The sequence below is a fragment of the Flavobacterium sp. K5-23 genome, assembly GCF_023278045.1.
Classification (GTDB): domain Bacteria; phylum Bacteroidota; class Bacteroidia; order Flavobacteriales; family Flavobacteriaceae; genus Flavobacterium.
In genome coordinates, this window is sequence record NZ_CP056783.1 from 2,101,031 (window position 1) to 2,120,724 (window position 19,694).

General features: G+C 34.7%; 15 protein-coding genes. 4 read left to right on the top strand and 11 right to left on the bottom strand.

Going from position 1 to position 19,694, the window contains the following annotated elements; all coding sequences use genetic code 11:
* The first annotated feature begins 543 nt into the window (after positions 1-543).
* A complete protein-coding gene (ltrA, locus tag FLAK523_RS09155; protein WP_248902809.1) occupies positions 544-1,839 on the top strand; it encodes a group II intron reverse transcriptase/maturase in 1,296 nt (431 codons plus the stop codon).
* An 81-nt stretch (positions 1,840-1,920) separates the two neighbouring features.
* On the opposite strand, the gene FLAK523_RS09160 is transcribed toward ltrA, so the two are convergent.
* The 4 genes from FLAK523_RS09160 to truA form a co-directional block, all read right to left on the bottom strand.
* Positions 1,921-2,292 (bottom strand): DUF2255 family protein, encoded by a 372-nt coding sequence (locus FLAK523_RS09160; protein ID WP_248902810.1) that lies wholly within the window; start codon positions 2,290-2,292, stop codon positions 1,921-1,923.
* 435 nt (positions 2,293-2,727) lie between these two features.
* On the bottom strand, positions 2,728-4,116 hold the full coding sequence (gene lpdA, locus FLAK523_RS09165) for a dihydrolipoyl dehydrogenase (protein ID WP_248902811.1): 1,389 nt from the start codon (positions 4,114-4,116) through the stop codon (positions 2,728-2,730).
* A gap of 273 nt (positions 4,117-4,389) precedes the next feature.
* On the bottom strand, positions 4,390-6,144 hold the full coding sequence (locus FLAK523_RS09170; RefSeq protein WP_248902812.1) for an ABC transporter ATP-binding protein: 1,755 nt from the start codon (positions 6,142-6,144) through the stop codon (positions 4,390-4,392).
* 612 nt (positions 6,145-6,756) lie between these two features.
* Positions 6,757-7,491 (bottom strand): tRNA pseudouridine(38-40) synthase TruA, encoded by a 735-nt coding sequence (truA, locus tag FLAK523_RS09175; RefSeq protein ID WP_248902813.1) that lies wholly within the window; start codon positions 7,489-7,491, stop codon positions 6,757-6,759.
* 183 nt (positions 7,492-7,674) lie between these two features.
* Between truA and FLAK523_RS09180 the strand changes: the two genes are divergently transcribed.
* Positions 7,675-8,172: a metallophosphoesterase gene (locus tag FLAK523_RS09180; protein WP_248902814.1), complete on the top strand. Its 498-nt coding sequence runs from the start codon at positions 7,675-7,677 to the stop codon at positions 8,170-8,172.
* On the opposite strand, the gene FLAK523_RS09185 is transcribed toward FLAK523_RS09180, so the two are convergent.
* From FLAK523_RS09185 to FLAK523_RS09195, 3 genes are all read right to left on the bottom strand, one after another.
* Positions 8,173-9,870 carry an ATP-binding protein gene (locus FLAK523_RS09185; RefSeq protein WP_248902815.1) on the bottom strand — a complete coding sequence of 566 codons (1,698 nt, stop codon included), beginning with the start codon at positions 9,868-9,870 and terminating at the stop codon, positions 8,173-8,175.
* A 31-nt stretch (positions 9,871-9,901) separates the two neighbouring features.
* On the bottom strand, positions 9,902-10,564 hold the full coding sequence (locus FLAK523_RS09190) for a response regulator transcription factor (protein WP_248902816.1): 663 nt from the start codon (positions 10,562-10,564) through the stop codon (positions 9,902-9,904).
* A 159-nt stretch (positions 10,565-10,723) separates the two neighbouring features.
* Positions 10,724-11,137, bottom strand: coding sequence for a DUF4293 domain-containing protein (locus FLAK523_RS09195; RefSeq protein ID WP_248902817.1), 414 nt, complete (start codon positions 11,135-11,137; stop codon positions 10,724-10,726).
* A gap of 181 nt (positions 11,138-11,318) precedes the next feature.
* Between FLAK523_RS09195 and rho the strand changes: the two genes are divergently transcribed.
* A complete protein-coding gene (gene rho, locus FLAK523_RS09200) occupies positions 11,319-13,043 on the top strand; it encodes a transcription termination factor Rho (RefSeq protein ID WP_248902818.1) in 1,725 nt (574 codons plus the stop codon).
* Between the two features lie 127 nt (positions 13,044-13,170).
* Here rho and FLAK523_RS09205 read toward each other — a convergent pair whose 3' ends face one another.
* From FLAK523_RS09205 to FLAK523_RS09215, 3 genes are all read right to left on the bottom strand, one after another.
* Entirely contained in the window at positions 13,171-14,415 is a 1,245-nt protein-coding gene (locus FLAK523_RS09205) for an RsmB/NOP family class I SAM-dependent RNA methyltransferase (RefSeq protein WP_248902819.1), read from the bottom strand.
* A gap of 139 nt (positions 14,416-14,554) precedes the next feature.
* Positions 14,555-16,516: a KUP/HAK/KT family potassium transporter gene (locus FLAK523_RS09210; protein WP_248902820.1), complete on the bottom strand. Its 1,962-nt coding sequence runs from the start codon at positions 16,514-16,516 to the stop codon at positions 14,555-14,557.
* 126 nt (positions 16,517-16,642) lie between these two features.
* Positions 16,643-17,986: a hypothetical protein gene (locus FLAK523_RS09215; RefSeq protein WP_248902821.1), complete on the bottom strand. Its 1,344-nt coding sequence runs from the start codon at positions 17,984-17,986 to the stop codon at positions 16,643-16,645.
* Positions 17,987-18,102: 116 nt separating this feature from the next.
* On the opposite strand from FLAK523_RS09215, the gene FLAK523_RS09220 reads away from it, so the two are divergent.
* Positions 18,103-19,164 (top strand): oxidoreductase, encoded by a 1,062-nt coding sequence (locus FLAK523_RS09220; protein ID WP_248902822.1) that lies wholly within the window; start codon positions 18,103-18,105, stop codon positions 19,162-19,164.
* A gap of 67 nt (positions 19,165-19,231) precedes the next feature.
* Here FLAK523_RS09220 and FLAK523_RS09225 read toward each other — a convergent pair whose 3' ends face one another.
* Positions 19,232-19,684: a sensor of ECF-type sigma factor gene (locus FLAK523_RS09225; RefSeq protein WP_248902823.1), complete on the bottom strand. Its 453-nt coding sequence runs from the start codon at positions 19,682-19,684 to the stop codon at positions 19,232-19,234.
* Positions 19,685-19,694: the final 10 nt, after the last annotated feature.

The window sequence follows — 19,694 nt, forward strand, 5'->3', positions numbered from 1 at the left end:
CCTGCATGAGCAGGACCCACACTGTAAGCTCGAATAAAAATTCGAAAATACAAATTTACGAATTCTAAAACAAATCTTACAGTGTGTTATTTTTCCAGAGGGTATAAGTCCCTTATGGGCGGATTGAAACCCCGAACCATTAGTACGTCGCAAGCTGGTTTATCGTGAGATATGCAGTGAAGGAAGCGAAACGGCAAAATCCGGTACTGACGAACAGAAACGGCATAAGAGGCTGTTATACGAGGATAAGCAAGCACAGCATTGCAACGTCCAAAGATTATCAAAATCGTATCTCAGTAGATGTCGCAGGGATTGGACGAAGGAAAAAGCTCTTACCAGGGGAGGTCTTTGCAACCACGAGTTGGTAAAGTAAAGAAGTCAGCAGAAGTCATAGTACTTGGGGCAACGAGTTGCGAATAGATACCGCACAAGTCTCACAAACAAGGAAGGACTGAACGCAAGTGGTTCTTAATTTCTAAAGGAATGACGCAAGTTATAGCCCTAGAAAAGCGGAACAGTAAGAATTTAATGTAAAACTTAAGAATGATTGCACAAGTAACACATCCTTACAATCTCCAAAAGGCGCTACGTCAAGTAGTAGTCAACAAAGGTAGTGCTGGCGTTGATGGTTTAAAAACCACTCAGCTGACGGATTATTTCCGTGAACATAAATCTGCATTACTGGAAGATATTAAGAATGACCGTTATCTACCGCAACCCATTCTTGGGGTGGAGATTCCCAAAGGAGGCGGAAAGTTCCGACTCTTGGGAATCCCAACAGTAGTCGACAGACTACTTCAACAAGCCGTATCGCAAGCGATGATGCCAAGATTCGAAAAGGATTTTAGTGTGAATAGTTTCGGATTTCGACCCAATAAAAATGCCCGCCAAGCGGTAGGCAAAGCCTTGGGAAACATTCACGAAGGCTACAATTATATTGTAGATATTGACCTAAAGACCTTCTTTGACGAAGTCGATCATTGCTTGTTGCTGAACCTAATTTACCAAAAGGTAAAATGCCCAACGACTTTACGGTTAATCCGCAAATGGTTGCGAGTGCCTATACTCATCAAAGGAAAACTGGTCAAACGTAGAAAGGGCGTTCCGCAAGGAAGTCCGATTAGTCCGCTTTTGTCAAATATCCTACTCCACGAATTGGACAAGGAATTGACAAGAAAAGGAGTGAAGTTTGTTCGTTATGCCGATGATTTTAGCATTTACACCAAATCGAAAACCCAAGCCAAAACGGTTGGTAATGCTATCTTTCTGTTTTTGAGAGACAAGCTAAAACTGACTATTAATCAAGAAAAGAGTGGGATTAGAAAACCAATTCAGTTCACGATATTGGGATTTTCTTTTGCATCGACTTATCAAAAAGGCGTAAAAGGCAGGTATCAGTTAACGGTAGGAAAGAAAGCTTGGGCAAAACTCAAGCAAAGTTTAAAGGAAGCGACCCGCAAAACCGCACCTAGAAGTTTCGAGGAACGAATCCGAAAAATCAATGAAATCCAACGAGGATGGTTAAACTATTTTCGGGGAACGAGTATTCAAGGAAAGCTACGAGATATTGATGGTTGGTTGCGCAATCGTCTGCGCTATTGCATTTGGACGGACTGGAAGAAACCCGAACGCAAAAGGAAAAACCTGATGCGACTAGGAGTTGATAAAGACCACGCCTATGCTTGGAGCAGGACAAGAAAAGGAGGCTGGCGTATTGCTCAAAGTCCGATTCTAACTTCTACAATTACCCTACTACGGCTTAAGAAGAAAGGTTATCGGTCTATGTTGGAAACACACATTGAACTCAACCCATCACTTTGCGAACCGCCGTATACGTGACCCGTACGTACGGTGGTGTGAGAGGCGCACTCCGTTAGTTTCTAGCGGAGCCGTCTACTCGATTAGCGGTTGTGGTTTTATTTATTCAGTAATAATAAATTCCATTGTTTTTTCAATATGCTTTTGTTTGATTATTCCTTGAGCATATTGAGAATTACTTCCACTGTCATATTTCTCTAAATATGCATTATTGATTTGTTCAGAAATTTCAATTAAATCATCAGGTATTATGGCTTCTATATTAAAAACAGTTTCTCCACATTTTATTTGTCCATTGCTATCAGATAAAAAAGTATTATACCAACTTTTTTCTGCAAAACCCCAAGAACGAGCAAAGATTCGGTCATTAACTACTACCATCCAAATTTCCAAAAATGTTATTCGAAATTCACCTGCTTTTAGCCCGATTAAGTTATGTGTTTTAATATATTCTATTACTTCTGAATCTTTCATTTTGTTGTAATTTTAGTTTGTTTACCATAACCGCTAACTAGTGTATAGGCGCTACTAAGTAGCGGATTGTTGTCAAATATATAAATAATATTTTTATTACAAATCATCGAATGGGCTTTTTATATGTTGTAGATTTTTCGTACTAACGTGGGTGTATATTTGGGTGGTTTTACTGCTGTTGTGGCCTAATAATTCCTGTATATATCTTAATTAAATACCACTTTCTGGTTAGTAGGTCGCGTGAAGGATTAAGGCTTTGTTTGAGCTCCTTTTGGTGGAGCGTAGCGGAAACCAAAGAGCGAGTGCCGAAAGCCTGACGCTGCTGGAACGGAGTGGAAGCTGGGGCACGCCCATAAAAAAATCCGACTTGCTTTCACAAATCGGATTGATATAATAAAGTGGAGACGTATTGTTATGCGTCTCTACGGGATTGTTTTACAAGTGAATTACTTCTCCGTAAGCATCAGCCACGGCTTCCATAACCGCCTCACTCATTGTAGGGTGCGGGTGAATGGATTTTAGGATTTCGTGTCCTGTAGTTTCCAGTTTACGCGCCACAACTGCCTCAGCAATCATATCCGTTACTCCGGCACCTATCATATGACAGCCTAACCATTCGCCATACTTAGCGTCAAAAATTACTTTTACAAATCCATCAGGTGTTCCTGAAGCTTTCGCTTTTCCAGAAGCTGAGAATGGGAATTTACCAATTTTTAATTCGTATCCTTTTTCTTTGGCTTGTTTCTCAGTCAATCCTACTGAAGCGATTTCAGGAGTAGCATAAGTACAACCCGGTACGTTTCCATAATCGATAGGGTCAACGTGCATTCCTGCAATTTTCTCCACACAGTTGATTCCTTCGGCAGAAGCTACGTGAGCTAGTGCTTGTCCCGGAGTCACATCACCTATGGCGTAATAACCCGGAATGTTTGTTTGGTTGTAAGCGTCTACTAATATTTTGTCTCTGTCAGTAGCGATTCCCACTTCTTCCAGACCTATGTTTTCAATGTTGGTTTTAATTCCCACTGCCGATAGTAAGATGTCTGCCTCAAGAACTACTTCTCCTTTGGCCGTTTTTACAAATGCTTTTACACCAGCTCCTTTAGTGTCGATAGTCTCTACTGAAGAGTTAGTCATAATTTTAATTCCCGCTTTTTTCAACGAACGCTCAAATTGTTTTGAGATGTCTTCGTCTTCTACAGGGACAACATTTGGCATAAATTCTACGATAGTCACATCAGTTCCCATCGAGTTATAGAAATGAGCAAACTCAACTCCAATAGCTCCAGAACCTACGATGATCATCGATTTTGGTTGTGTTGTCATTGTCATCGCTTGACGGTATCCTATTACTTTCACACCATCTTGTGGCAAGTTAGGCAACTCACGTGAACGTGCTCCTGTAGCCACGATAATATGATCAGCACTGTATTCCGTTACTTTATTATCAGCGTCAGTAACATCGACTTTTTTACCTGGTTTTAGTTTTCCAAAACCATTGATAACGTCGATTTTATTTTTTTTCATCAAGAATTGAACTCCTTTGCTCATATCACTGGCAACTGTTCTACTGCGTTGAACTACTGCAGGGAAATCCTTGTCGAATGATGATACGGTCAATCCATAATCGGAAGCGTGTTTTAGATAATCAAAAACTTGTGCTGATTTTAATAATGCTTTCGTAGGGATACATCCCCAGTTCAAACAAACTCCACCTAAGTTTTCTTTTTCAATTACGGCTACTTTAAAGCCTAATTGTGATGCTCTAATGGCAGTTACATATCCGCCTGGTCCACTTCCTAAAACAATGATATCGTATTTCATCTTTTATTTTTTTATTTCTTTTAGTTGAAAAAATTGAATTCGCCAAAGCGCCTTTCCTTTTCTTGTTTTTTTTCTTTGTTTAATTGACTGTGCGAATTTAAGGATTTATTCTGTTTTGGAAAAATTTAAAGATTCAATTATTTAAAGATTTGTTAGGAAAAGAGAAAAGAGAAAAGAGAAAAGAGAAAAGAGAAAAGAGGAAAGAGGAAAGAGAATACTTTCTATTTATAACCCATAACCCATAACCCAAAACCCATAACTCATAATTCATCATTAATTCGCTACCGAAAACTGAGAGTCATACAAGTTCTTGTAAAAACCTCCTTCAAGATTGATTAATTCTTGATGTGTTCCTTGTTCTACTATCAATCCCTGATCCATAACCACAATTTTATCAGCATTGACAATCGTTGCCAGTCTGTGGGCAATAACAATTGAAGTTCTTCCCTCAGTGATGGTTTCTGTAGCGCGTTGTATCAACTCTTCTGAATAGCTGTCGATTGACGAAGTCGCCTCGTCTAGAATTAAAATACTTGGATTACTGACGTAAGCTCTCAAGAAAGCAATCAGCTGGCGTTGTCCTGATGACAGCATCACTCCGCGTTCTTTCACGTCAAAATCATAATTGTCAGGCAAACTCATAATGAAGTCGTGTACACCTATTTTTTTGGCTGCAGCCAAAACCTGTTCGCGAGAAATATCAGGATTGTTTAAGGTGATGTTATTGAAAATAGTATCTGCAAAAAGAAATACATCTTGAAGTACTACCGCAATTTGGTTTCTTAAAGAACCCAATGTGTACTCTTCAATATTATGGTTGTCTATAAAAATCGTTCCGCTATTAATTTCATAAAAACGGTTCAATAAATTGATAATGGTTGATTTTCCGGCTCCTGTAGAACCTACAATAGCAACGGTTTCTCCCGCTTTCACTTCTAGATCGACTCCTTTTATAACTTCCTCTTCAGGAATATAGCTAAAACGAACTTTATCAAACCTGATGCTTCCTTTAAAAACGGGAGCGTCAATTTTTCCAGTGTCTTGAATTTGATCTTGTGTGTCAATAATAGCAAAAACACGATTGGCAGCAATCATTCCCTGTTGCATTTCGTTGAATTTATCAGCAATTTGACGTAGTGGGTTGAATAACATTCCTATGAACATTGTATAAGAGAACAAATCCCCAAAAGTGGTAAAAGTATCTCCGTTCAAAATTTTCATTCCGCCATAAAGCACGATGAAACCTAAAGTCAAAGACGAAATAATATCAGCAATAGGAAAGAAAATCGAGTTGTATAAAATGGTTTTTATCCAAGCCTTTTTATGCTTGTCATTGATTTCTTTAAATTTTTCATATTCAGTGTCTTCGCGATTAAAAAGCTGAACAATTTTCATACCCGTAACTCGTTCCTGAACCATCGAGTTCATATTAGATATTTGATTGCGCACTTCTTCAAAAGCAACTTGCATTTTGCGTTGGAATATTCGAGTAATAAAAACTAGAATAGGCATAGCGACAATCACAATCCAGGTAAGCGTCCAGTTCATATAGAACATAAAAAGCAACACCACAACCATTTTCAACAAGTCACTGATGATCATAAAAATCCCCTGACTGAATATGCGGGCAATCGACTCAATGTCAGACACAGAACGAGTTACCAGCTGACCTACAGGAACGTGGTCGAAATATTTCATTCGGAAACTCAATATATGTTTGAATAATTTAATTCGAATATCTTTCACAATATCCTGACCCAGCCAGTTAGCCCAATAGGCAAAGTAAAACTGCGAAATAACCTCCATCAACAATACGATTCCCATTAAACTGATGTAGTACAAAAGCCCATTAGCATCTCGAGTTTGAATATAACCATCTACGGTTTGCTTCAGTAAATAAGGGCGCAATGCCGCAAATACAGAAAGGGAAATGGCAAAAAGAACCACACCGTTAAAACGCAACTGGTACGGTTTAGTGTAATGTAATATTCTCTTGAATAATCGGGTGTCGAATGCTTTTGCTTTCATATTATGAATGATGATTTATGAATTCCGATTTAGGGTTTTTATAACTACTAATCGGGATGCTGTATTTATTTTGTTATTGTAATACACTGTTATGTGTAAATTAATTTATATTATTTTTTAACCACATAGAAGCATAGTTTTTATAAAGTCGTTTCACTTAATTATAGTAAATCATAGGATTGTGACCCGATAGCTATGGTCGTACTGTCTATGCGAAACCAATTAATTGGTCTGTCTCATTCTATTTTTCTATGTTACTAACTTTTATTTATGTTTTTTTTTTTAATTAATGTTTAACGGGTTATTATTAACCTGTTATGTGTAAATTAATTTATATTATTTTTTAACCACATAGAAGCATAGTTTTTATAAAGTCGTTTCACTTAATTATAGTAAATGATAGGGTTGTGACCCAAAACCAAAGTCGTACTGTCTAAACGAAACCAATTAATTGGTCTATCTCATTCTATTTTTCTATGTTACTATGTGGTTAACTTTTATTTCCGCTATATTTTTTATTCGGTTTCATTACTTAAAAAAAAACACTCGAATTGATGATTTAAATGCTTGAACGAAATAAGTTTATTACCAACCCAAAACCCAAAAAACTATTTACAAATAATCGTAATGAATTTCAGTTAAATACAATCCGTGTGCCGGTACTGAAAACCCCGCTTTATCTCGGTTTTTACCTTCAATTATGTTGTTGAAATCAGCAAGAGTAATCTTGTGTAATCCAATATTAATTAATGTTCCCACTATGGCACGAACCATATTACGTAAAAAACGATTGGCCGAAATGGTGAACACCAGTTTCTCATTCTCCTGTTTCCAATAGGCTTCAAAAATCGTGCAATCAAATGTGTTTACATCCGTATTTACTTTCGAGAAACATTGAAAATCTATATGATTGAATAATATTTTGCTGGCCTCATTCATCAATTCAATATCTAGTTTTTGATAAAAATACCAACTTTGATCTTGCGAGAAAGCATCCTTGAATGTATTGATATGGTACTCGTACGTTCTTTTAGTAGCGTCAAAACGGCTGTGAGCTTCATCAGCAACGAGAATTATGTCATAAATAACAATGTCCTTTGGTAAATAGGAGTTGAGTTTGTGAACTAATTTCGAACTATCAATATGAGTGTCAAAATCAAAATGAGCGTACATTACCTTGGCGTGAACTCCTGTGTCAGTACGTCCCGCTCCCATAAGGTTTATCGAAGTATTCAATAATACAGAAAATGCTTTATTCAATGTTTCCTGCACTGATGAAGCATTAGGTTGGTATTGCCAACCATGATAAAGGGTTCCGTTATATGCTAATTTTATAAAATATCTCAAGTCTTATATAGGTTCAGAGTTTCAGAGCTGCAAAGGTACAAAGGTTTTATAAAAGTACTAAGATTCTGATTCGTAAACTTGCAATGGTATTGAGTAAAAAGGCACAAAAGTTTGAATTAAGATTTAGCATAAATAGATAAAAACCTTAGTACCTTTGTTTTTTAGGGACTTTTAAAAAAAACATTGAAAAAAATTCTTCTCCTTTCTGATACCCACAGTCATATTGATGACACTATTTTAAAATACGTAGCACAAGCTGATGAAGTTTGGCATGCAGGAGATATTGGAGATTTAGCAGTAACTGATGCCCTAAAAAAACTAAAACCGCTCCGTTGTGTTTACGGTAATATTGATGATGATAAAGCCAGATTAGAATTTCCGTTACACAATCGATTTATGTGCGAAGGAGTTGATGTCTGGATTACTCATATAGGTGGTTACCCCGGGAAATACAATCCTTCTTTAAGGAATGAAATGATGTCTAATCCTCCTAAATTATTCATTTGTGGGCATTCCCATATTTTAAAAGTGATATTCGATAAAAAACACAACCTTTTACACATGAATCCCGGAGCAGCAGGAAAAAGCGGTTTTCATCAAGTTCGCACAATGCTTCGGTTCCTGATTGATGGGGATAAAATAAAAAACTTGGAAATTATTGAAATTGAAAAGAGAGCCTAATTACGCAGTTTGTAAAATAGGGACTTTTATTTTAATTGAAGTTTCAGTATCGAGTTTGGACTGAATGGAAAACTCCCCATTCATATTGCTTATTCGGGCTCTAATCTGGTTGAGACCAAATCCTTCGATAACATCAAAATTCTTAGAGTCAAATCCTTTTCCGTTGTCATAAATGTGAATGATTAATTGATTGTCTTCTTCGTGTAAGTTGACCTTTGCGATTTTTGCCTGACTGTGTTTGATTATGTTATTTAATAACTCTGTTATGATGAAATACATTTTCATTTCAAATTCTTCGTTGAAGCGTGTTTTTGTTGCTAAGGAACTCGAATATTCAAAATGTATAACCGAGTTTGAGTTTTTTTCGCACAAATCCTGAAGTGCATAAAAAAGACCAAATCGGGCCAAAAGAGAGGGAAGGAGCTCATGAGACAAATCACGAACTTTATCATGTGCCTCTTCTAAAATAGCTTTGGTTTTTATGATTTCTTCAGAAAGGTGGTTGTTTTTAGAAGTCGCAACACTCAAGTGTAGTCCAGCCGTAGATAATAAAGCGCTTATATTATCATGTAAAAAAGAAGCTATTTTTTTTCGTTCGGTTTCCTGTCCGTTAATGGAGGCATTGATGATGTTTTGTTGTATTTTACTTTGTACGTCTTTGAGTTTGTTTTTTTGTTTTAGGCTTGTGTTTTGGTAAAAGAAGTAAGATAATATTAAAAGGAGGAGTAAGGAGGAGATTATTATAACACTTACCTGGATATTCTTATTCTGTTTATTAATTAGTAATTGCTGGTCAGTTTTGTATTTTGTTTCCATATTGTCAATCTCTCTTTTATATTCGTCTAATTGGAGATTAATACCTGCAACATTCGCCTTTTTTAATTTTTCTTCGTTATTTATTACGGCTGTGATAGAGTTGTATAGTGCCAGATTTTCGTAAGCTTTTTTATAAGACTTATTTTTTATTAAAAAATTGGAGTATTCCTGATGTGCTAGGGATAAATCTGATTTTTCTTCTCCCTTGTTTCCCAGTTGTATTGCCTTTTCAAAATACATGCTTGCTTTTGGGATGTTGCTAAGATGCCCGTAATACATTCCGTTAAGCATATTCAAAGCCACAATTGTAGACTTATCTCCAAATTTATTATGGTATTTATTGACAAGTTGTAGATAGGGGAGCCCTTTTTTAAAGGAACCAATATCAAAATAGGCCCAGCTTATGTTGAGATTTGTGAAGACGATTTGCGTTGAATCGCCTATTTTCGAACTGTATTCTAATGATTTTTTATAATAAGCAATTCCTGTGGCATATTCCTTTTTATCAAAACAATAAATATTTCCTAAATTGTTGTAGAGCCAGTTTTTTAACTCGTTATTATTCGTTTTATTAGCATAGCTAAGTCCTTTTTTATAATAATAAAAGGCTTTTTCATACTCCGATAATCCGTCAAAATTGGCAGCAATGGTATTATAACAAGTGGCAATAAGATTGTCGTTTTTAAGAACTATAGCTTGTTGTAATGCATATCTGGATTTGATTAAAGACTTTTCAAACTTGTTCTCCTTCATAAGCATTACAGCCTCATCGGAGGCTTTTTTTATTTCTGCTATTGTAGGGTTCGTCTCTTTAGCAAATAGGGGGTAATTAAAGGTACTGACGAAAAGGAACAGGATAAGGATAATTTGGTTTCTAACCATAATGATTTACTAATCTTTTAAAAGTTTATAACTAGGACGAGATTAATTTATTTTTAATGGCAAATTTCACCAAGCTAATGGTGTTTTTGGCTTTTAGCTTTTTCATAATATTTTTACGATGTGTCTCTACTGTATTAGTTGTTATGTAGAGTTTTTCGCTTATTTCTTTTCCGCTAAATTCTAAAGCAATTAATGTTATAATTTCTAATTCCCGTTCTGTTAAAATTGCGATAATAGTAGCACCAGTTTTGTTGAATTTAGGATTGTCTATAGTTACGGTGTTGAATATTTTTTCCCGTACTGATTTGCAAAAATATTCTTCTCCATTTGTAACTGTATGGATGGCCTCAATAATGTTTTCTCCGGCACATTTTTTTGTCAAATAACCGCTGGTACCAAGCTTCATAAGTTCCTTTATGATTTTTAAATCGTCATAGCTGGAAAGGATAATCACTTTGCAAGGGAAACCTTTTTTTGCAAATTCCTTCACCACTTCTATACCGTCCTTTTCGGGCATACTAATGTCAAGAATTAGAATGTTTGCGCCATTTGTGGTTACTTCTTCAAAAAGAGAGCTTCCATTAAGTGAAAACCCTACAACTTCAAAGCTAGGAACGGTGTGCAATAGCGTTATCATGCCGTCTATGAGCACTTTGTGATCGTCTGCGAGGTGGATTCTTATTTTATCTGTCATCGTATAAATATGCTGACTCAAATTTATGAAAAAAAATCAACTAATCATTTATAAGATTTTTATTATTTTTAAAGTAAATGAAATTGATTTTTACTATACAAAAAAACCCGAACTGTTACATTCGGGTTTTCTTCGCACTAATAAACTAAGGTTATAGGTTTATCTCAATCTGTCCACAGATTTCACAAGATCTTCATCCTTTTTGATGGCCTTATTAGCCAAGACTAATAACACGATAGCAACTATAGGTAGAAACATCCCAATACCTTTCTCAGAAACAAGAACTGTCTCTCCAGATATATTTAGTGAACGATATACAAATAATCCTAATAAACTTAAATTTAATACGATATTCAATCTGCCAAGTACAAATTGATTTTGTCTTTTTTTATATGAAATAATACTTAAAACGGTAAGCGTAGTGCTCAACCCCAATAGAACAACATAAACCTGATTTTGCATAAAGTAATATTCCTTAGTGTCATTCAATGTCCAAAGTGGAAATAAAAATGGAAGAACAGCAGTTACTACAAAGGCAAGAAATAAATATATTGTTTGAATTCTTTGAATCATAATTTTATTATTGTCTGACAAAAATATATTTTCTTTTTTAAAAATACTATTGTATCATTAAATATTATTCGTATTATTGCATAACAATACCGTAAGCACTTCATACTACGGAAGATTCATTATAAAAAAATCACTACTTATTTTTTTTGTATTCCAAATTAATTAAATTCATAGAACATTTATGTTTGATATTTCTGCATTAAAAGAAATGAAGCTTGCTGAGCTTCAAGAGATAGCTAAATTAGCTAAAACGATTAAGTTTAATGGTGTTAAAAAAGAGACATTAATCAGTCAGATTTTAGACCATCAGACAAAGAATGTTGATTCAATAACTGAAAACAAAGCAGAAATTACAGCTGAAGATGATAAGCCTAAAAGGGTTCGAATTATGCCTGTGAAAAAAGCAGCTATCCATAAAAAATCCACTGAAACTCTTTTCGAAAAAGAAGAGGATATAGTTGAATATGATGCTCCAACTGAAAGTAACACTTCAATTGAAAGTCAATCTCAGGAACAAACAGAAAGTGAAGCTCCTATAGTAGAGGATAAGCCCGCTAAAGTTATTAAGTTCAATAAGTCAGCTTATGAGAAAAAATTGGCTCTTAAAAAGGATAAAGAAGCTTCGAGAGAAATAAGTAATGATGGAGAAGTAGTTGTGAATACTGCTACTAATGAAAATGAAGAAGTGGCTGAGCCTGTAAAAAAAGTAAATCCAAATCAACTAAATAAACAAAATCAAAACCCGAATTTTAAAGCTAAGAAAAACAACTTTAGAGATTCTGATTTTGAATTTGATGGAATAATAGAAAGTGAAGGAGTTCTAGAAATGATGGCTGATGGCTATGGTTTTCTTAGATCTTCTGATTATAACTATCTGGCCTCTCCAGATGATATTTATTTATCTACATCCCAAATTAGATTATTCGGTCTTAAAACCGGAGATACAGTAAAAGGGGTTGTTCGCCCTCCTAAAGAAGGAGAGAAATTCTTTCCATTGGTAAAGGTTTTGAAAATAAACGGACACGATCCTCAAGTCGTTCGCGATAGAGTTTCATTTGAACATTTAACACCTGTTTTTCCATCTGAAAAATTCAACTTGGCTGAAAAGCAAAGCACAATTTCGACTCGAATTATTGATTTGTTTTCACCTATTGGAAAAGGACAGCGTGGTATGATTGTGGCACAGCCAAAAACCGGTAAAACGATGTTGCTAAAGGAAATTGCAAATGCAATTGCTGCTAATCATCCTGAAGTGTATTTAATAGTATTATTGATTGATGAACGTCCAGAAGAGGTTACAGATATGCAACGTAGTGTACGTGGTGAAGTGATTGCTTCAACTTTTGACAGAGAGCCACAGGAACACGTTAAAATTGCTAATATTGTTCTTGAAAAGGCAAAACGCTTGGTGGAATGTGGTCATGATGTAGTGATTCTTTTAGATTCTATTACACGTTTGGCTAGAGCCTACAATACAGTACAACCTGCTTCAGGTAAAGTATTAAGTGGAGGTGTTGATGCTAATGCATTACAAAAGCCAAAACGTTTCTTTGGTGCAGCCAGAAACGTTGAAAATGGTGGTTCGTTAAGTATAATCGCTACGGCATTGACTGAAACAGGTTCTAAAATGGACGAAGTAATCTTTGAAGAATTTAAGGGAACTGGAAATATGGAATTGCAATTGGATAGAAAAATTGCTAACAAACGTATTTTCCCAGCCATTGACTTGACTTCTTCAAGTACTAGACGCGATGATATGCTTTTAGACGAAAAAACATTACAAAGAATGTGGATTATGCGTAAATACCTTGCTGATATGAATCCTGTGGAAGCAATGAGTTTTATAAATGACCGTTTTAGACAAACTAGAAATAACGAAGAGTTTCTTATCTCTATGAATGACTAATTTAGAATAAAGAGAAAAGAGAATAGAATAAAAAAGATATAAAAAAATCCTCGAAAGTAGTAAACACTATTTCGAGGATTTTTTTTTTTTTGACTATTTAGGAGTCTAGAATCTATTTTCTATGCTCTTATTTCACTTCTTTCACTTCTTTTATTTCTTCTTCTTTTCTTTCTAAAAGAGCCATATAAAAACCATCAAAACCAGACTCTGAAGCCAGTATTTTTTGGTCTTTTATGAAATTGAACTGTTTACCAATGTCAGTTGTCAAAAAACGAGCAACTTGCTCTTGATTTTCTGATGGTAAGATGGAACAAGTAGCGTAAACTAGTTTTCCTCCTGGTTTTACAATTTTAGAATAGCTTTCTAAAACTTCAGACTGAATTTTTTTGATGTTATCGATGAATTCAGGTTTTAGTTTCCATTTAGCGTCTGGATTTCTTTTAAGAACCCCTAAACCACTACAAGGAGCGTCAATTAACACACGGTCTGCTTTTTCGTGTAGTTTCTTGATTACTTTAGTAGAGTCTATAATTCGGTATTCAATATTAAATGCACCGTCTCTTTTGGCTCTTATTTTTAATTGCTTTAATTTACTTTCGTATAAATCCATAGCAATCAACTGTCCTTTGTTTTCCATCAAAGCAGCGATGTGCAATGTTTTACCTCCAGCACCAGCACAAGTATCCACTACACGCATTCCTGGTTTTACGTCAAGGAAAGCGGCAACAAGTTGCGAGTTAGCATCCTGTACTTCAAAGAAACCTTGTTTAAATGCATCTGTCATAAATACATTTGCTCTTTCTTTAAGAACTAATGCATCCGGCTGATCTTTTAATAGTTCTGTATCGATATTTAAATCCATTAAGATAGCTCTTAAAGCTTCTTTTGTGGTCTTAAGTGTATTTGTTCTTAGTATAACTTTTGCAGGTTGGTTTTGTGCTGCAATCTCTTGAGCCCAAACTTTTTCTCCTAATTCTTTTACTCCTAATTCATCCATCCAGTCTGGAATAGATTCCTTAAGGGCTCTGTTTTTAGACAGTTCGTCAAAACGTCCTTTTATTTTTCTCTCTGGAGTTCCTTCCAGCTGACGCCAATCAGGAATAGGGTAGCCTCTTAAAACCGCCCATACAGAAAACATTCTCCAAAGATTATCTCTATTGAATGGTTCTTTAACTTCGGCAACTTCAGCATAAAGTCTTTTCCAGCGAACAACTTCATAGATAGTTTCGGCAACGAATTTTCTATCTGAACTTCCCCAACGTTTGTCTTTTTTTAAGGCTCTTGCTACAACTTTATCGGCATATTCTCCTTCATTGAAAATCGCATTCAAAGAATCGATTGTAGTATAAACTAAATTTCTGTGTAATCTCATTTTAATTAATTGAGGTGCAAAGGTACTATTAATTGATTGAAAGTTAAATTTTTAATAATGATTGTTGGTTATATATTTTTAAAACAAAAAAAACACCGCTTTCAAAGCGGTGTTTTTTTTGTTTATTTCGAAAATTAATCTATTTAACCCTTGTTAAAGCTATGTTTTCAGGTGTATGAAGCACCATTGGGAATTTTTCTATTTTAACAGAACTACTGTCTAATCCAAAAGCTTGCTCTTCAGATAAACTGAATCTTTTAATAAAGAAATACGAATTCATTATTAATTTTTCGTGCCATAGCATATAACCGTCGTTAGAAAGGAATTTTTCGGACAATACAAATTTGAAATCGCCAATTATATTATTCTTATTTAAAGATTCGTATCTACTTGTAATGTCAACTTCCCCTTTTTTAACCATATCCTTAATGACCTCTTTAAACATAAGGTTAATTTTTGTAGGCTCTCTAAAGCCTAAATTAAAGTCCACACGATATAAATCGTCTTTTATTATTTCAGAAACTTTATACTCGGTTTTATAAGGCTCGTTTAATATGTTTACATGGACAAACCAATATAGATCAGCTCTTTTTGGTCTTTTTTGTAAAATAGAATACATTACTTTTTCTTCAATTTCATCTGTACGATTGGCATTAGTCATATAAACTAAATGCGTTGCGTACTTTGGAATAGTTAAGTCGGCACTTAACTCCATTAATACTTTTTTGTAGTCTTCTATTTTTACAATTTTAGTATAACTCTTGTTGATTTTTTTCGCTAGGTACCAAGTAGTCATTACTGATATTAAGATAACCGCTATGATTAATGTAACATAACCTCCATCGGCAAATTTTGTAATATTAGCCGCTAAAAAACTAAATTCAATTAATAAATAAATAGTGATTAGTGGAATTATAAAGAACAGTTTTACTCTTTTCATAATCAGGTAGAAATTGAGTAGAATGGTGGTCATAATCATACATAGAATAATTGCTAGTCCATATGCATGTTCCATATTACTAGACTCTTCAAAATGCAATACTATACCAACACAACCAAGGAATAATAACCAGTTTATAGACGGAATGTATAATTGCCCTTTTAAATCTGTGGGGTATTTTATTTTTACTTTAGGCCAGAAATTCAATCTCATGGCTTCATTTATTAAAGTAAACGAACCGCTGATTAACGCTTGTGAAGCAATTACCGCAGCAAGTGTAGCAATTACAATACCTATTGGTTGGAACCAATCGGCCATAATTAGATAGAAAGGATTCCCGTTTTTACCTCCTAAAGCCTGAAGTGTTACTCCTTCGTGGTGAATTAGATAGGCAGCCTGACCAAAATAATTAAGTACCAAGGTCGTTTTTACAAAAATCCAGCTGATTCTAATATTTTTTCTTCCACAGTGTCCCATATCAGAATACAATGCTTCAGCTCCGGTAGTACATAAGAATACAAATCCAAGTACATAAAAACCCTCAGGATGAATAGTCAATAAGTGATACGCATAATATGGGTTTAAAGCCTTAAATACTTCAGGGTGTTGAACTATTTGTAACACTCCCAAAATACCAAGCATACTAAACCAAATTAACATCATAGGCGCGAAAAACTTACCTACGAGTTTGGTTCCAAATTGTTGAATTGTAAATAGTACAAAAAGAATTCCAATTACAATGGGAACTGTATTTATTTCAGGATAAAAGGTTCTAATTCCTTCCACTGCAGAGGATACTGAGATGGGCGGGGTGATGATTCCGTCTGCCAGCAAGGCACTTCCACCAATTATTGCGGGGACTATTAGCCAGGTTATTTTTGTTTTTTTGACCAGGGCATACAAAGCGAAAATTCCGCCTTCCCCATGGTTGTCAGCGCTCAAAGTGATGATGACGTATTTAATAGTGGTTTGTAGTGTAAGTGTCCAAAACACACATGATATACCTCCTAAAACGATATCAGCATTTATAACATAATTGCTAAGTATGGCTTTCATTACATATAGAGGTGAGGTACCTATATCTCCGTAAATGATCCCTAATGAAATTAATAAACCTCCTAAAGACAATTTACTGTGGAGATCCTTGTGTGCTGCGCTCATTTGTGACTTTTAAAAAACTCGTCAAATTTACTCTTTTTAAATAAATTAAGGTTGTTTTTCGTAGAAATTACACATAAAAAAAACACGGTTTGTAGAACCGTGTTTTTAGTAGTTTTTTACTTTATATTAGTCTCTTCTATTACCATTACCATTTCTTGAAGAAGAGTTTTCTCTTTTAGATTCTGTTCTCTGAGGACTTGCTTGTCTTGAAGAGTTATCTCTTTGAGGAGAGGCTTCTCTTGATGAATTTCCTCTGTTAGATTCTACTCTCTGTGGAGTTGCTTGTCTTGAAGTGTTATTTCTACTTTGAGAATTGTCTCTTTGAGGAGTCGCTTCTCTTGATGAATTCCCTCTGTTAGATTCTACCCTTTGAGGTGTTGCTTCTCTTGAAGAGTTTCCTCTGTTTTGAGAATATTCTCTTTGTGGAGTCGCTTCTCTTGATGAATTTCCTCTGTTAGATTCTACCCTTTGAGAAGTTGCTTCTCTTGAAGAGTTCCCTCTATTTTGAGAATATTCTCTTTGAGGAGTCGCTTCTCTTGATGAATTACCTCTGTTAGATTCTACCCTTTGATTGGCGTTGTCTCTTGAAGAATTAGATCTGTTTTGAGAATTATTTCTGTTAGATTCTGTTCTATTTGTTGCAGCGTCTCTAGAAGAACCTGATCTGGTATGTAAATAACCAATTTCATTTCTTGATTCACCATTTCGAGAACCTACATTACGTGTATCTCTTCTTTGATCTAATTCATAACGATTCGTTACGTTTGCATTTCTTCTTGAAAAGGCTTGGTTAGGATTTTGTCTTTCATAACTATTACTTCTTCTGCTATTGTATAAAACAACTGCTTGGCTGCTTCTTCTATAATTTACATAGTTATAATTGTTATTTAAGTTCAAGCAAATACTGATGTTATTTCTATATCTGAAAATCGGATAAGGATTCCATGCATAATAATAACTTGGGTAATAATTCCAATACCAGTTTGAATAATAAGGACGATAATTAGAAGCCCAAAAAGAAGCGTAAATATAAGGAGTTGTGTAATATACTGGCTCATAAATGTAATTTGGTCCATACATAAACGCATTTCCTACTACCTGTACATGGATTTGATTGTTTCTGTCTTTTTCTGCATCAATAGTAGCGACATCTTGATAAACGTCTCTATCTAAAACGGACTGGATAATAATAACGTGTGTTCTTCCTTCTACGGTTTCAATTACTCTTAAATAATCTACCTCGTCATCATAATTTAAATCTAAATTTGATATCTGTAGTTTGGGATCATTTAATCGTCTTTCAAAATCTTGAAGATTTCGGGAGTCCCCAAAAATAGATGCAATAGCTCTCAAATCTAAATTATCACTAATTTCATCATTCATGGCATTGACTCTGGTTCTATTTTGAGCTTGCAGCTGTACTGCAAAAAATGCAGTCATTAAGCTTAGTAAGAGTATTTTAGTTTTCATCGCTTTTGTATTTATGTTTAACAATTATAGAATATCCAATTACTGTGCCAATAAACATTTTCCTTTATACTTATTATTATATTAAATTGTAAATTAGCTCTAAATAATTTTAAATAATGAAAAATATTTTTTTGGTAATAATAGCTTCAAGTGTATTTTTATCTTGTAAAACAGCCCGAGATAGTGTTGTTTATAATGAAAGTGCTGCTTTTGAATCGGTTCAAGTCGATACTTTATTTCAGGATAAAATAAGTATAAGAGCCTTGGTTGTTGATGCTGATAAAGTTTGGTATGCGGCTAATAATTCAAGATTTGGTTATTTTGATTTAGTAAAAAATAAAAAAGTTGAAAACAATAGTATAAAGGATACACTAAAACGGGAGTTCAGGAGTATTGCTCAAACTCAAGAATATATTTTTATACTCAATGTGTCTAATCCGGCTTTGTTATATAAAGTATCAAAAAAGGAGGGGACCCTAAAGTTAGTTTATCAGGAACATCACGAAAAAGTATTTTATGATAGTATGCAGTTTTGGAATGATAAAGAAGGAATCGCTATGGGCGATCCTATAGGAGAAAGTCTTTCTATCATCATTACAAGAGACGGAGGTAATTCATGGAATAGAATCCCGTCAAATAAGTTGCCCAAAGTTTCAGCGGGTGAAGCAGCTTTTGCGGCTAGCAATACAAATATTGTATTAAAAGGGAATAATGCCTGGATAGTTTCAGGCGGTGTGAAATCTAGGGTGTTTTACTCATCAGATAAAGGAAAAAATTGGGAAGTGTATAATACCCCGATTATTCAAGGAAAGGCAATGACTGGGATTTTTACTGCGGATTTCTATGATGCTAAAAACGGTTTTATTGCTGGTGGAGATTATGAAGTTCCCATACAAAATTTTACAAATAAAGCCATTACAAAAGATGGAGGAAAAACTTGGGAATTAATAGGGGAGAACCAAGGATTTGGGTATGCATCCTGTATACAATACGTTCCTGACAGTAAAGGCAAAGGACTGGTCTCAGTAGGTGCCACAGGATTGCATTATTCGTCAGATAGCGGTAATTCATGGAAACAATTGGCAACCGACCCAGGTTTTTTTACAATTCGGTTTATAAATGATCATACGGCAATTGCTGCAGGTCATAATAAAATGGTTCGAATAATTTTTAAATAAAAAAGTGCCCTAAATAATAAAGAAATTTATTATTTAGGGCACTTTTAAGTTGAATCAATTAACCATTTTATTTGTGTTTGTCTCTGTATTGGTGTAATAACTTTCTGTTGAAATTATCTTCCGCTTTTTTAAGTTTAATGATTTTTACAGAAGGTAAAATTTCTTTTAAATCATTATTTAATTTTTTACGCAATAAAAACAAGTCTTCTTCTGAACTCGATAGGAGTGACAAGAGCGTACTTGCTTCTTTTTCGCTCATTTTGTCTAAAGCGTTATCATCCATTTTATGGACAAAAGCTTTCATTTTTTTATGTCTGATTTCAAATTGCTTGTCATCATAAGTATTGTAGATAGGCCAGAAGCGTTCAGCTTCATTAGATGTTAAGTCTAATTCAGTAGTGAAAAATGCTACTTTCAAAGCTTTAATCTGTTCTTTCTTTTCTTTCATTCTTTCGACTTGACCGAAAAAAGTAAAAGAAACAAAAAACAGTAGTATCGGTAAAAGGGTTTTAATGTTCATTATGTTGTAT